The sequence below is a fragment of the Mesorhizobium sp. ArgA1 genome (genome assembly GCF_053714375.1).
The window spans coordinates 235985-249694 of record NZ_JBSKBQ010000001.1 but is presented as its reverse complement, the minus strand read 5'-3'; the positions used below and the strand labels follow the sequence as shown (position 1 = coordinate 249694).

At 61.6% G+C, this 13710-nt stretch carries 13 protein-coding genes; 9 read left to right on the top strand and 4 right to left on the bottom strand.

Going from position 1 to position 13710, the window contains the following annotated elements; all coding sequences use genetic code 11:
- Positions 1-172: 172 nt before the first annotated feature.
- Positions 173-1063 carry an adenylate/guanylate cyclase domain-containing protein gene (locus ACWGTI_RS01095; RefSeq protein ID WP_454585413.1) on the top strand — a complete coding sequence of 297 codons (891 nt, stop codon included), beginning with the start codon at positions 173-175 and terminating at the stop codon, positions 1061-1063.
- Between the two features lie 273 nt (positions 1064-1336).
- On the opposite strand, the gene ACWGTI_RS01090 is transcribed toward ACWGTI_RS01095, so the two are convergent.
- Positions 1337-2026, bottom strand: coding sequence for a GntR family transcriptional regulator (locus ACWGTI_RS01090; protein ID WP_454585412.1), 690 nt, complete (start codon positions 2024-2026; stop codon positions 1337-1339).
- 76 nt (positions 2027-2102) lie between these two features.
- On the opposite strand from ACWGTI_RS01090, the gene ACWGTI_RS01085 reads away from it, so the two are divergent.
- From ACWGTI_RS01085 to ACWGTI_RS01065, 5 genes are read left to right on the top strand one after another with little or no spacing between them, the layout of a single operon-like run.
- Positions 2103-3242, top strand: coding sequence for a mandelate racemase/muconate lactonizing enzyme family protein (locus ACWGTI_RS01085; RefSeq protein ID WP_454585411.1), 1140 nt, complete (start codon positions 2103-2105; stop codon positions 3240-3242).
- A 49-nt stretch (positions 3243-3291) separates the two neighbouring features.
- Entirely contained in the window at positions 3292-4557 is a 1266-nt protein-coding gene (locus tag ACWGTI_RS01080) for an ABC transporter substrate-binding protein (protein ID WP_454585410.1), read from the top strand.
- 59 nt (positions 4558-4616) lie between these two features.
- Positions 4617-5543: a carbohydrate ABC transporter permease gene (locus ACWGTI_RS01075; protein WP_454585409.1), complete on the top strand. Its 927-nt coding sequence runs from the start codon at positions 4617-4619 to the stop codon at positions 5541-5543.
- A 9-nt stretch (positions 5544-5552) separates the two neighbouring features.
- Positions 5553-6386 (top strand): carbohydrate ABC transporter permease, encoded by an 834-nt coding sequence (locus ACWGTI_RS01070; protein ID WP_454585408.1) that lies wholly within the window; start codon positions 5553-5555, stop codon positions 6384-6386.
- 2 nt (positions 6387-6388) lie between these two features.
- Positions 6389-7444 (top strand): ABC transporter ATP-binding protein, encoded by a 1056-nt coding sequence (locus tag ACWGTI_RS01065; protein WP_454585407.1) that lies wholly within the window; start codon positions 6389-6391, stop codon positions 7442-7444.
- 102 nt (positions 7445-7546) lie between these two features.
- On the opposite strand, the gene ACWGTI_RS01060 is transcribed toward ACWGTI_RS01065, so the two are convergent.
- The 3 genes from ACWGTI_RS01060 to ACWGTI_RS01050 are packed head-to-tail and all read right to left on the bottom strand — an operon-like array spanning position 7547 to position 11103.
- On the bottom strand, positions 7547-8362 hold the full coding sequence (locus tag ACWGTI_RS01060) for an alpha/beta hydrolase (RefSeq protein ID WP_454585406.1): 816 nt from the start codon (positions 8360-8362) through the stop codon (positions 7547-7549).
- Positions 8363-8370: 8 nt separating this feature from the next.
- Complete coding sequence (locus ACWGTI_RS01055; protein ID WP_454585405.1) at positions 8371-9858, bottom strand: NAD-dependent succinate-semialdehyde dehydrogenase; 1488 nt, start codon at positions 9856-9858, stop codon at positions 8371-8373.
- 18 nt (positions 9859-9876) lie between these two features.
- A complete protein-coding gene (locus ACWGTI_RS01050; protein WP_454585404.1) occupies positions 9877-11103 on the bottom strand; it encodes an iron-containing alcohol dehydrogenase in 1227 nt (408 codons plus the stop codon).
- Positions 11104-11226: 123 nt separating this feature from the next.
- Here ACWGTI_RS01050 and ACWGTI_RS01045 point away from each other — a divergent pair, with 123 nt between their 5' ends.
- From ACWGTI_RS01045 to ACWGTI_RS01035, 3 genes are all read left to right on the top strand, one after another.
- Complete coding sequence (locus tag ACWGTI_RS01045; protein ID WP_454585403.1) at positions 11227-11925, top strand: GntR family transcriptional regulator; 699 nt, start codon at positions 11227-11229, stop codon at positions 11923-11925.
- A 93-nt stretch (positions 11926-12018) separates the two neighbouring features.
- Complete coding sequence (locus ACWGTI_RS01040; RefSeq protein WP_454585402.1) at positions 12019-12612, top strand: DJ-1/PfpI family protein; 594 nt, start codon at positions 12019-12021, stop codon at positions 12610-12612.
- A 73-nt stretch (positions 12613-12685) separates the two neighbouring features.
- A complete protein-coding gene (locus ACWGTI_RS01035) occupies positions 12686-13582 on the top strand; it encodes an aminoglycoside phosphotransferase family protein (protein WP_454585401.1) in 897 nt (298 codons plus the stop codon).
- Positions 13583-13710: the final 128 nt, after the last annotated feature.

The following is a 13710-nucleotide window of genomic DNA, read 5'->3' as shown; positions in this document are numbered from 1 at the left end:
CGTGACGGCGGCATGGCTGCTTCGCGCCCATGAGCGATCATCGGAGGTTTCATGATGACTCCGCGTAAGGGCTGCAGTTGGGAGCCCGGCGTTCCTTCGCCATGACTCGAGATCACGCTGCTTCCAGGTTGTGTGTTATACACGCTGCGTTCTCGGTGCGGATACGAGATCGATGGATCAGGAAAGACGTCTAGCCGCAGTGCTCTTAGCTGATGTCGTCGGCAGCACGCCCCTCTATGAGCGTATCGGCGACGATGCGGCTCTGCAGCAGGTTTCGGATTGCCTTGACGCGATGCGCGAGACCGTCGCCCGGCACGGCGGTGATTTCATTCACTCGAAAGGCGATGACGTGCTCAGCCTGTTCGAGAGCCCGGAGGCGGCGCTGAGGGCCGTCTGCCAAATCAGCCGCCAACTGACGAAAGGGCCGTTGAGCGCCCGTATCGGATTGCATTTCGGAGCGGTCATTCGCACGCGGGGCGAGGTATTCGGTGATGTTGTCAATGTTACCGCAAGGTTGTCCACCACCGCCAACCCCGGGGAGGTGCTGATCAGCCAGAGCTTTTGCGAAGCCCTTTCCGCGAAGAGCCGCAAGGGCCTGCGGCTCCTCGACAAAATGGCCTTGAAGGGGAAGCAAGAACTCTTCGATGTCTATACCCTGTGGAGCGACGATGGGGCCCTCAGTACGCAGACCATCATCCGAGGCACCACTACCGATAGACGCTCCGTCCCGCCGCGGCAGATCAGTCTGGTCATCCGGTATGGAGATCAGTTGCGATCCTGTCGAAACAACGAATCCGTGACCATCGGCCGATCTGCGGAATGCAATATTGTCGTCGAGCGGCCCTGGGTTTCAAGGCACCACGCGACCTTCACCATTTCGAATGGCAGGCCCCGGCTTGTCGAGAGAAGCTCGTCGGGCACATTTGTGTCGATGGGACCCGGGCATGAAATATTCGTACGGCGCGAAGATATTCTCCTCTTCGGCTCCGGGGTCATTTCGCCTGGGCTGAAGTCGTCCCTCGGCGACGCCCAGCTGCTTCACTACGAAATTGTCTCGGATTGACCCGGCCGGACTCGTAGCCGCGACCGGTGTCAGGCTGGTGCGCTGACGCCGTCGATGCCGCGCCCTTAGCCAAAATTGGCTGGGCCAGCCTCGGTTCGTGCAGTCGCGATCTTCAAGTTCAGATCGCCAACGAAAGCGGCGTAGGCCGGATCGGATGTCCTTGCGCGGCGAGGGCTGGCTTGGGCGGCCGGGAGGTCATGCAGCCGCCTTTTTAGTCGCTTCTTCGCCAACGTGGCTCGTCAGGGTCCCATGGGCGGCGCGAGCCCAACCACTCTAGTACAATCCCAAATTGCGCTGCAGCGCCGCGGCGAAGTGGGTCTTGATGGCCTCGACCGCGCCGGCTGCATCACGCTTCCGGCACGCTTCGATGATCTCCTGGTGTTCACGCAACGAGCGCAAGGCGAGCGGAACGGACATCTTCCGATCAAGGCGCAGCAGCCTCAGATAATTCCTGATCCGTCGGTAACTCGTATCGATGAGGGGATTGTTCAGGCTCGCGACGATGGAGCCGTGCAGCAGCTCTTCAAGTTTCTCGAGTTCGCTCATGTTTGTAAGCGTAAGTCCATCGCCCTCCAGCGCGGCTGCGACATCGCTGTGCCGCAACGCCAGCTCGGCAATTTCGACGTCGCGTGCGGTCTCGGCGAAGACGGCGACCGCGGCGGCTTCTATGATGCCGCGGAACTGATAGGTCGACCGCGTCAGCTCCATCCCCGGCTTCACGAACTGGATGCCGGCATGCGGATGGATCGTGACGACCCCTTCGGCCTGGAGCGCCCGCAACGCGTCCCGCAAGGGTCCGACAGGCACGCCGGTCAGTTCCACCAACTGGGCCTGGGATACAAAGGCGCCGGCAGCCAATCTGCGATCGTACAAGATATCGAAGATGCGCCCGTATGCCACGTCGCTGAGACGTGTCCCTTCTCCAAACGCAACGGCCGCTTTGCGCGGATTCTTGGCTGACACCCTCTTTTCCTTTCCACGCTATTGGTCTATTAGCTGATCAAGGTCATATATCAGTGTGATGAATTAATAGATCAAGATGCGTATTTCCTCGTTCGAACTCACCCGCTTTCAGTTTGCCCGTGACCGTGTCATCGGCGACAGCCAGGTCCGGGCCGACGAAGCCAATATCGCCGCGCTTGAACTGATTGACGAGAACGGAAATCGCGGTCTCGGCTTCGTCCAGGTCCTTTTCAACGCATTGCCAGCCGTAAGCGAAATCATTCGGGTTTTCGGCACTGAGGTCTGGCCGGGCCTTGAAGGCCAGCACCCACTCTCGATTGCTCACCGGGTCGGCCGGCCTCGAGGCGGTAACCAGCGTTTGTTCACGCTGCCGTTTCACGAGGCCGTGCAGGTCGCTGTCTGGGATCTCGCGGCCAAGCAGCTCGGCATGCCGCTGCACAGGCTGCTGGGTTCGCGGCGGGACAAGGTGCGAGCCTATGCCTCGGGCCTGGACTTCCATCTCAACGACGACGAGTTCGTGGCGTTCTTTGAGAACGCCGATGCCCTGGGTTACCGGGCGTTCAAGATCAAGGTCGGGCATCCGGACTTCGATCGGGACCTGCACCGGCTCGATCTGGTCACCAAGGCGGTTCGACCGGGCGCGCAGTTCATGATCGACGCCAACGAAGCCTGGGATGGCAAGGAAGCGGTCGTCAAGCTCGAGACCATTCGCCGGGCGGGCTTTGAGTTGTTGTGGGTCGAGGACCCAATCCTGCGCAACGATTTTGATGGCCTCCGCCTCCTCCGGCAGTGCGTTCCCTGGACCCAGATCAACTCAGGCGAATATCTCGACGCCGCCGGCAAGCGCCAACTCATGCTGGCTGGCGGCACCGACATCCTCAACGTACACGGCCAGGTCACCGACGTCATGCGCATCGGTTGGCTGGCGGCTGAACTCGGCATTCCGGTGTCGCTGGGAAATACCTTTCTGGAGGTCGGCGTGCATATGGCCTGCGCGCTGCCCGAGGTCGAATGGCTCGAATACTCGTTCCAGAATTTCGAGCATCTGATCGAGGAACCGGTGGAGATCCGCGACGGCTGGGCTTACGCGCCCGACCGTCCCGGCCATGGCCTCGTGCTGTCGGAAGCTGCCCGTCGCGAATGGGCACGCCCCGAAATCTTGTCGCGCGACCAGCTTGGCTCCGCACCAACCCGTCCTCGGGCTGTTCGGGAATAGGCCTCGCGACGAGCGGAGGAGAAAAGTAACAGGTAACAGGAGGACCGATATGCATAAAGTAGGACTGATGGCAGCGGTCGCTGCCATCATGGTGGCCTCACCTGCGTTGGCGCAGGAGATCACCGTATGGGACGTGAACGTCGACGAGCCCAGCAATGCGTCATACTATGACCACGCCAAGTCGGCTTTCGAAGCTGCCCATCCAGGCGCAACCCTGACTTTCCTGTCGCAGCCCGACGCCGAATACTACACGCTGCTGGGTACGGCTCTGGCCTCGAAAACGGGCCCGGACGTGATATGGGCCAATGGCGGCGCGCAGGCGAAGAATCTGGTCGGCGGCCTGATCCCGCTCGATGACAAGCTGCCCGACCTTATCTCCAAGCTGGTCGGAAAATCCGCATTTACCGCCCCCGACGGCAAGTTGTACTTCATCCCGACGACCCTGCAGGGCCACGTCGTGTACTACAACAAGGCGCTCTACAAGGCCGCCGGGCTCGATCCGGACAAACCGCCGACGACCTGGGCCGAGATGACCAAGGTCTGCGATGCCTTCAAGGCGCAGGGCAAAACCGCCTGCTTCCTGATGGCCAACAAGGAAGGCTACGAGGCGGAATTCTTCCTGTCGGAAATGGCGAACCAGTCGCTGACCGCGCAGCAGCAGGCCGACTGGCTGACCGGGAAGCTCCATTGGTCGGATGCGCCCATCAAGGCAATCCTGCAGACCTGGGTCGATACCGCCAAGGATGGCTGGTACCAGGAGGGCGGCAACTCGCAGACCATGTTCATGGACGAGTTCACACTGTTCTCCCAGGGCGGCGCGGGCAACGTCTGGGGCCTGCTGTCAAACGTTGCTCACTGGAAGGTGTTCGAGAAGGACATGGGCGTCGACAATGTCGGCGTCTATCCGATGCCTTCGCCGACCGTCGCCGCCGATCAGCACCAGGGCGCGCCGGGCGTGCCGCTCGATGGTGGCGTCGGCTACGGCGTGAACAAGGACTCGCCGAATGTCGATCTCGCTCTCGATGCGGTGAAGACGCTGGCTTCGCCTGAAGTGCTGACCTACCTGGTGAACGACGCGGGTATCGTTCCGGCAAACACCCTGGTCGATACGTCCGGCATCGACAGCCCTGGACTGAAGCGCATCATGGGCTGGCTGGCAACCAGCGCCGTGCCGACGACCCATGCCAACTCGTCGGCAGCAGAACTCGACGAATGGCATCGCCAGAGCCAATTGCTGCTCAACGACGATACAACGGTCGACGCTGCCGCGGCGGCCCTGGACAAGGTCCAGGCGCAGGCCAAGCCACAGAAATAATGGAACAAATTGGGGAGCGCTTCGGTGCTCCCTGTTTCTCTAAGCTCAGTGACTTGCCCATGGCCAGAAGTTCGTTGACCGAAACCGCCGTAGCCCCACGAACCCGCAAGCGTTCGCACCGCAGCCGCCGAGCCGAGGCCATCGTGGCGGTGCTGTTCCTCGTTCCGGCTCTTCTGCTGGTGCTGGTGTTTCGCATCATTCCCCTGTTCTGGGGCTTCGGCATCTCGCTGACGAGTGCCACCGCGACCGATCCGGGCGAATTCATCGGCGCGGCCAATTACCTGCGGGCACTTGACGATCCGAATTTCCGCTCCTCCATGGTCAATGCCGGGGCAATCCTGCTTGCAGTGCCGTTCTTTGTGACGATCCCGATGATACTGGCGATCCTGATTGACCAGGGCGTTCCGGGACGCGGGTTTTTCCGTTCCGTCTATTTCTTTCCGGCCGTCCTTTCGAGCGTAATCATCGGCTCGATTTTCAGCATCGTGCTGGGTTTCAATGGAAGCTTCAACGGTGCGCTCAAGATGCTGGGCATCCCGGGCGTGGACTGGCTCGGCCGCTCCAGCACGGCATTGCCGGTGACGCTTATCATCCAGTCGTGGTCGACCTTCGGCATGGGCGTTCTCATCTTCCTTGCCGGCCTGTCGACCGTGCCCAGGGAGATGGTTGAAGCGGCGCGGCTCGATGGCGCCAAGATGTGGCAGATCTGGTGGCATATCATCATCCCGGAGCTTCGCCCGATCATCGAGTTTTCGACGGTCATCACCACGATCGGCCTGCTGACGTCGATGTTCGGGCTGATCTATGTGCTGACCGGCGGCGGACCGGGCACGTCGACGACAGTCCCCGAATATCTGATCTGGACCGCGCAGGGCCGGCTCAACCAGCCCGCCTACGCCGCGGCACTTTCTATGATCCTGTTTGCCGTAACGGGCATTCTGGCCTGGCTGCAGATCCGCATGCTGTCGCGCAACGCAAACCTCTGAGGGATCGCAGTGGCTGGAGCAGGAAAACGGCAGAGGCTGGTCCTCAGAATTGCGGCGATCCCGATGGGATTGCTGGCGCTGAGTTGTCTTTATCCGATCTTCTTCGCGGTCAACAATGCGCTCAAGACCCGGCACGACTATCTGCTGGACCGCTTCGGGCTGGCGATGCAGCCGACATTCGACAATTTCGTGCAGGCCTGGACGCGGTCGCATCTCGACCAGTATTTCCTCAATTCGGTGGTCACGACGGCTGGCGCGGTGATCCTGCTGATGGTCATCTCGTCCCTTGCCGGCTTTGCACTGGCTTGCCTGCGCTTTCCCTATCGGCGCTTCGTATTCGTTGTGATCCTGTCATCGCTGATGATTCCCGTGCAGGTCGTGCTGGTGCCTTACATGCGCACCATGGTCGGCCTGCACCTGATCGACACGCGTATCGGACTGATCCTGTCCTATACGGCGTTCTTTCTGCCGTTCTCCGTCTACATGATGACGGCGTTCTATTCCGGCCTGCCCCGCGAATTGATCGAGGCGGCGCGGATCGACGGCGCCAAACTGTTGCAGGTCTGGTGGCATGTGATGGTGCCCCTTGGGATGCCGGCGATGATAACGCTCGGCATCCTCAACACCCTCAATTGCTGGAACGATGTCCTGATAGCCTTGCTGACCATGCAGAAGAACCGCACTCTCATGGTGGGAATTTCCGCTCTGAAGGGCCAGTATTCCGACCAGATTCCGCTGTTCACGGCCGGAATTGTCATCGCGGCGGCGCCGATCGTCATCCTTTACATCATTTTCCAGCGGCGGATCGTGTCCGGCATCGCTGTCGGCGCAGTGAAAGGCTAGTCATGGCGCGTGTTGAACTTAAACACGTCAGCAAAAGCTTCGGTGCAACCCAGGTCGTCCACGATGTTTCGCTGGCCATCGAGGAAGGCGAGTTCACCGTGTTCGTTGGGCCGTCGGGCTGCGGGAAATCGACCCTGTTGCGGATGATCGCGGGCCTCGAGGAGACGAGCAGCGGAGAGATATTCATCGGTGAGACCGATGTCACCGACGCGGAGCCGTCCGACCGCGGCCTTGCGATGGTGTTCCAGTCCTATGCGCTTTACCCGCATATGACGGTGGCGGACAATATGAGCTTCGGCTTGCGCATGACGCATCGCCCCAAACCGGAAATTGCCGAGAAGGTCGCGAGGGCAGCGAAGATCCTGCGCCTGGAGGAGTATCTGCAGCGCAAGCCGGCGCAGCTTTCCGGAGGGCAGCGCCAGCGTGTCGCCATCGGCCGCGCTATCGTGCGCGACCCCAAGGTGTTTCTGTTCGACGAGCCGCTCAGCAACCTCGACGCGGAGTTGCGAGTGCAGATGCGGGTCGAGATTTCCAAGCTTCACACCATGCTTGGCAACACGATGATCTACGTCACGCACGATCAGACCGAAGCGCTGACGATGGCGGACCGGATCGTGGTGCTGCGGGACGGACGCATCGAGCAGATTGGAACGCCACTCGGTCTCTATCACGACCCGGACAATGCGTTCGTTGCCGGTTTCATCGGCTCTCCACGAATGAATTTCCTGTCGGCGACTGCGCAAGCCGGCGGGCGGCTCGCAGCAGGGGGGATCGAAATCCAAAGCCCGGTGCCGACCAGGTTCGAACCCGGGACGAGATTGCAGCTAGGGCTGAGGCCCGAGCACCTCGACCTGCGGGAGGGCTCCGGCTTGAAGGCGACCGTGGAATTCGTGGAGGCACTGGGATCCACCTGTTACCTCCATGCGACGCTGGCAACCGGGGAGACGATAGTCACGGAGCGCCGGTCGGCTCTACCCAGGACAGGCGACACGATCACGCTCCATTTCGCGCCCGCGTCGGCACAGATCTTTGGAGAAGGCGGCGAGCGCATCCGATGACCGGTCAGCGATGTGGTTGATTGCCGCGACCGGATCGCCCCTCGACGCTCGCGTATCGGCGCACCGGCGTCGCCGCATTGAACGCGGCTCGGACGCCCCACTCTATGAACCGATAAGCTTCGCCAGCCGATCCGATGCCTCGGTTCCACTCACTCCGAGGTCGCGAACGCTGCTCATGTGATTGGCGCCGGCGAGGGCGGTTTGAGAGACATGCAGCCCCTGCTTTCGCAGATGCTTGGCAAATGCGTCGGCCTGGCGATGGAACGGCGGCGTTTCCGCGGCTCCGACTGCGATGTCAATCTCTACCGACGGATCGAAGCGATGTGTCAGCGGCGAGAAGCTGGCGACCTCGTCATCCGTTATCGCGATCTCGCCGGCAAGGAACGAGGTCTGCAGAGGCTTCAAGTCGTACAGGCCGCCGAGCAGCAGCGCGCCTTTGACGTTGGACGATCGATTGGGGTCATTGAACAGCATCGTTGCCAGGTGAGCGCCGGCCGAGTGCCCGCTGACAGTCAGTCGGCCGGGATCGCCGCCATGCTCGGCGATGTGCTCGATCACCCAACGCCTGGCCCGGCGCACCTGATCGGCGATGGCCGCCATCCTCACCGAAGGCATCAATGCGTAATCGACGATGACCGCGATCGCGCCCGCCCGCGTCACGATGTCCGCGACATAGGAATGGTCCCGCTTGGAGAACATCCGCCAGTAGCCGCCGTGGATGAACATATGAACCGGCAGGCGGTCGCGTTTTCCCGGGGGAAAGAACAGGTCGACGGTTTCGCTGGCGTCGGGCCCATAGGCAAGATCGGCGACGGTCTGAATTCTCGCTCGGGTTTCCGCGCTGCGGCGAACGATCTCGGCGACGATATCGTCGAATTCGGGAACGTGGTCGCGGATGCGAAAAGGATCCTTGATCACGCCGGCCCTCATATCGTCACGGCGATGTACTTGGCTTCCAGGAACTCGCTGATGCCGTGCTTTTGCCCGCCTTCGCGTCCCAGCCCACTCTGCTTGACGCCTCCGAAGGGAGCTGCAGGGTCGGACATGAGGCCCCGGTTCAGCGCGATCATGCCGGACTCGATCCTTGATGCCACGCGCATGCCCTTGGCTAGGTCGCTTGTGTAGATATAGGCCGCCAGGCCGTATTCGGTGTCATTGGCGCGTGTGATGACTTCGGCCTCATCGTCGAAGCGCATGATTGGAGCGACTGGACCGAATATTTCCTGATGCGCTATCTCGGCAGCTGGGGGGACGTCGCAAAGAACCGTTGGCGGGTAGAAATAGCCCTTGTCATCGGCCACAGCGCCTCCGCATAGGATCCTGGCGCCGCGACCAACCGCATCCTTGACGAGCCGGTCGATCTTCTCGACGGCCTTGCGAGTGATCATCGGGCCGCATTCGGTATCGGCGTCGATGCCGGGGCCTATCTGGAGTGCGGCCATGCGTTTGCGCAGTCCCTCCGCGAACGCGTCATGGATACCGGCCTGGACATAAAGCCGATTGGCGGCCGTGCATGCCTCGCCGGCGTTGCGCATCTTGGCGATCATTGCCCCGTCGAGAGCAGCTTCCAAGTCGGCGTCGTCGAAGACGATAAAGGGGGCGTTGCCGCCAAGCTCCATCGAACACGAGATGACGTGCCTGGCGGCTTCGGCCAGAAGAACGCGCCCGACGCCGGTGGAGCCGGTGAACGAAAGTTTGCGCACCCTCGGATCAGCCAGTATGGCGGCGGTCAACGGCCCGGGGTTGGAAGTCGTGAGAACGTTAATGACGCCAGGCGGGACACCGGCGTCCTCGTAAAGCGCGGCAAGGGCATAGGCAGTCAACGGCGTTTCGCTGGCGGGCTTGAGGATGACGGTGCAGCCGGCAGCGAGCGCCGGCGCGATCTTGCGTGTGGCCATGGCGGCAGGGAAATTCCACGGTGTGATCAGCAAGCATATGCCGATGGGCTGGTAGTCGACAACGATACGGTTCGCACCCGAAGGTGCAAGGCCGAACTCGCCGCTGATGCGAACCGCTTCCTCTGCGTTCCAACGAAAAAACTCGGCCGCATAAGCAACTTCGCCGCGTGCGTCGCGCAGTGCCTTGCCGTTCTCCAGCGAAATCAGCGCGGCCAATGTCTCCGCCCGCTCGGTCATCAGTTCGAAGCAACGTCTCAGGATTTCCGACCGTTTGCGTGGGGCGGTCTCGCGCCATCCGGCCGCCGCCTTGGCGGCGTTGTTGACGGCGGCGGCCGCGTCGGCCGGCGTTGCATCGGGAACGGCCGCGATGACGGCTTCCGTCGATGGATCGAACACCTCGATAACGCGCCCGTCGGACGAGGGCCGCCATTGCCCGCCGATATAGAGCCCGTGTGAGAACGTGGCATATTCGGAGATGTCGGCCTCCTCGTCAAAAACCACCGGAGAAATATTCATGAGATGTGTCTCCCTCCTTCACATCAGACTGGCGGACATGTCGCCGTCATAAGCGGCTTGCACCAATCGTCGCATCGAAGCGGCATCGAAAGGGCGGGGGTTATTCTTGATCAAGCGGTCGATGCCGAGCGCCTGCTCGGCGGTCCACTCGATCTTGCCGGCAGGCAAGCCCAGCTCGGCCAGCGTTCGTATGATGCCGATCGCGCCGAACAGCCGCGAAACCTCTTCGATGGTCGCGTAAGCCCTTTGCTCAAGGTCATTGCCCGTCTGGGGAAGACCGAGCGCGGCGCCGACTTCGGCAAACTCGCTGACGGCAGCGGGCAAATTGTAGTTCATCACGTAGGGAAGCATGGTCGCCACTCCCAATCCATGCGGCGTGTGAGTGAGCGCGCCGACCGGATATTGCACGGCATGGGCGGCCGCTGTTCCGGCCGTACCGAAGGCGCAACCGGCCGCCAGCGCGCCCATCATCACGTCGGCGCGCGCGTCCTCGTCCGAACCGTCGCGGTAGGCCCTTTCCAGGCTGCGGCCGAGGAGCTTGATAGCCAATAATGCAAAGTGATCCGTGAGAGCACTCTTGCCCACAAAGACATGCTTCTGCGGCAAGCTGGGGTCGCTGCCCCGCTTTGCCGCCGTAAAGGCTTCGATGGCGTGCGTAAGGGCATCAGCGCCGGCGATCGCCGTGAGCGCGGGCGGGCAGGTCGCGGTCAGTTCCGGGTCGCACAGCGCCACGGCGGCGATGAGGTGCGGACTTGAAATGCCGACCTTCAGCAGGCGCTCCGGATCGGAAATGACGGCTACTGGGGTCACTTCAGAGCCGGTGCCGGCGGTGGTCGGTACTGCAATCAACGGAAGTGTCGGCCCCGGCACCTTGAACTCACCATAATAGTCTTGAAGCCTGCCGCCATGACTGATCAGCAGCGCCGCGCATTTGGCCATGTCCAGGCAGCTTCCACCACCGATCCCGATGACCATGTCTGGTTCGAAATCCTCCGCCTCTGCCACGCAGACCGCGACGCTGTCCCGCGGCACGTCGGGCAGGGTGCGGTCGTAGACGAGGATTTCGAGCGAAGCTTTTCTCAGCGCCGCCATCATCTCGGCAAATGCGGCCGTGGCCGCGAAGCGCTCGTCGGTGCAGACGAACGCGCGCTTGCCATGCCTGGATGCAACGTGCGGCAGCACCTGGCGCTGGCCCTTGCCGAACAGGATCTCGCGCGGCAATCGCGCTGCGGCGAACAATGTCATCGACTGGTCCTCGGCGATCCATGGTCTATCATCAGCAAGTATCCGCTATAAAATCGTATAGGATATAGGATTGAATTGGCCGGAGCATCGTGATAGTGCTCCCGCCTGTCAAGAGGCAAAAAGATGCAGAATCCCATCGTGACGGTTGATGACGAAGCGCGGCCGACAGGCCGAATCCAGCGCGCCAACAGCCTGGCGGGCGACGTCTACGACGCGATCTTCCAGCAGCTGATGTCACTCAGGATCGCGCCGGGATCTCGGATAACGGTCGACAATCTCGTCAGGGAGCTGGATGTCTCGCATACGCCGATCCGCGAGGCTCTTGGGCGGCTGGAGGGCGAGGGCCTGGTGATCAAGACCCATCTGATCGGCTATCGCGCCGCGCCGCAGATCACACGGCGGCGTTTTGACGAGCTTTACGAATTGCGCCTGTTGCTTGAGCCTGCCGCCGCGGCCAAGGCAGCGGCAGGCCTGGACGAGACCCGGCTGGCGGTCCTGCGGGACGCCGCGGGGGTGATGACCCGCCGCGAGGGCAGGGACGAACGGCTCCGCTATTCGAACTTCGCCCGCCAGGATGCCATCTTCCATGACAAGATCATGGAGTTCGCGCAAAACGAGCTCATCCGCGAGACGCTGAACCACCAGCATACGCATTTTCACATTTTCCGCCTGATGTACCACTCGCGCGTAACCGAGGAGGCGCTCGACGAGCATGAGGCCATTCTTTCGGCTTTCGCTGCCGGCGACGCGACTGCCGCGCGAAAGGCGATGCGGGTGCACATCGAGAACTCACGCGACAGGCTCCTGCCTGCATTCGAGTAGCCAGTCGGATGTCGCTGGCAGTACGCGACAGCGAGCCCCAAACTTAAGGCGCGACGGCGTGCCTTGCCTGACAAACAACCAAGAGGAAGAACCATGCCTGCCAAAAAGATCCTGATGCTGACCGGAGAGTTCACCGAGGAATACGAAATCTTCGTCTATCAGCAGGCGATGGAGGCCGTAGGCCATACCATCCATGTCGTGTGTCCCGACAAAAATGCCGGAGACCGGATCAGGACCTCGCTGCACGACTTTGAGGGCGACCAGACTTACACCGAGAAACCCGGACATTACGCCCTTATCAACAAGACGTTTTCCGAGGCGGAACGGCAGATTGCCCAGTATGATGCGGTCTATTGCGCCGGCGGCCGCGGGCCGGAATACATCCGCACCGACAAGCGCGTCCAGGCGATGGTGCGCCACTTCCACGAGACCGAGAAGCCGATCTTCACGATCTGCCACGGTGTGCAGATCCTGATTGCCGTGGATGGTGTTGTGCGCGGCAAGAAGGTCGGCGCACTGGCGGCCTGCGAGCCGGAGGTCACCCTTGCGGGCGGCACCTATATCGACCTGTCGCCCACCGACGCCTATGTGGACGGTACCATGGTTTCAGCCAAAGGATGGACCGCACTTGCCGCCTTCATTCGCGAGTGTCTCAAGGTGCTGGGCACGGAAATCCGCCACAACTAGGACGATTTCCGGGGAAGGACGTAGCGCTTGATCCGTTGTTCGGTGAGGAGTTCGCAGGGGAGACACCAGCAGCATGATGCACCGCGATCAGGTCCATATCGATGCCAATATCGTTCGCGAGATGGTCTTCGGCCAGTTCCCGGAATATCGCCACGAGCGGATCGAGCAGGTCGGCACGATTGGTACTGTCAATGCAATCTTCAGGATTGGATCGAGTGTAGCAGCAAGATTCCCCCTGCGCGCAATGGAGCCAGTCGCGTGCGCCAATATCCTGCGCAACGAAGCCGCAGCCATGACGGAGTTTGCCGCGCATTCTCCGGTTGCCTGTCCTCGACCAATCGGGCTTGGTCAGCCAGGTCCGCTCTATCCATTACCTTGGGCAATGCAGACTTGGATAGAAGGTGACGTCGCCACGCAAGATGGGCTCGCTGCTTCCACGGCCTTCGCACTGGATATCGCCAACCTGATTGCGTCGCTACGCGCAGCGAACACACATGGCCGTCGTTTTGATGGGCAAGGGAGGGGCGGCAGTCTTCCTGACCACGACGACTGGATGTCGATCTGTTTCAAGAACAGCGAGGGGCTCCTTGACGTGTCTCGGCTCCGTCGCATTTGGGCTCGGCTGCGTGAACTGCCGCAGTCCGGTCTCGACGTCATGAGCCACCGCGATCTTATTCCGGCGAACCTCCTCGTGCGAGGGGACCGCCTTGTTGGTGTGCTCGACACCGGCAGCTTCGGACCGGCCGATCCGGCCTTGGATCTTGTTGCCGCATGGCATCTGCTGGACCGCAGCCGGCGCGAAACCGTGCGTAGCCATCTTGGATCAAGCGACGTCGAGTGGCAGCGCGGAGCGGCATGGGCTTTCCAGCAGGCAATGGGCTTGGTCTGGTATTACCGGAGCACCAACCCAGCCATGAGTTCGCTTGGCCGCACCACGCTTTCCCGTATAGTCGACGATGTGAAGGTCTGATCCGAACATGGGCGTCGGTCGGGTCAGTAATACCTCGAACCGCTCGAAGGCATTGAGCCCGTTCCTTCGCGAACGCCGGGGACCAGCGTGGCTGGAGTGATAAGCCGCGCCCGACGCGGGGAATTCGT

Coding starts and splice junctions, on each gene's coding strand:
- ACWGTI_RS01095 (WP_454585413.1), top strand. CDS start 173: ATGGATCAGGAAAGACGTCTAGCCGCAGTGCTCTTAGCTGATGTCGTC.
- ACWGTI_RS01085 (WP_454585411.1), top strand. CDS start 2,103: ATGCGTATTTCCTCGTTCGAACTCACCCGCTTTCAGTTTGCCCGTGAC.
- ACWGTI_RS01080 (WP_454585410.1), top strand. CDS start 3,292: ATGCATAAAGTAGGACTGATGGCAGCGGTCGCTGCCATCATGGTGGCC.
- ACWGTI_RS01075 (WP_454585409.1), top strand. CDS start 4,617: ATGGCCAGAAGTTCGTTGACCGAAACCGCCGTAGCCCCACGAACCCGC.
- ACWGTI_RS01065 (WP_454585407.1), top strand. CDS start 6,389: ATGGCGCGTGTTGAACTTAAACACGTCAGCAAAAGCTTCGGTGCAACC.
- ACWGTI_RS01055 (WP_454585405.1), bottom strand. CDS start 9,858: ATGAATATTTCTCCGGTGGTTTTTGACGAGGAGGCCGACATCTCCGAA.
- ACWGTI_RS01050 (WP_454585404.1), bottom strand. CDS start 11,103: ATGACATTGTTCGCCGCAGCGCGATTGCCGCGCGAGATCCTGTTCGGC.
- ACWGTI_RS01045 (WP_454585403.1), top strand. CDS start 11,227: ATGCAGAATCCCATCGTGACGGTTGATGACGAAGCGCGGCCGACAGGC.
- ACWGTI_RS01040 (WP_454585402.1), top strand. CDS start 12,019: ATGCCTGCCAAAAAGATCCTGATGCTGACCGGAGAGTTCACCGAGGAA.
- ACWGTI_RS01035 (WP_454585401.1), top strand. CDS start 12,686: ATGATGCACCGCGATCAGGTCCATATCGATGCCAATATCGTTCGCGAG.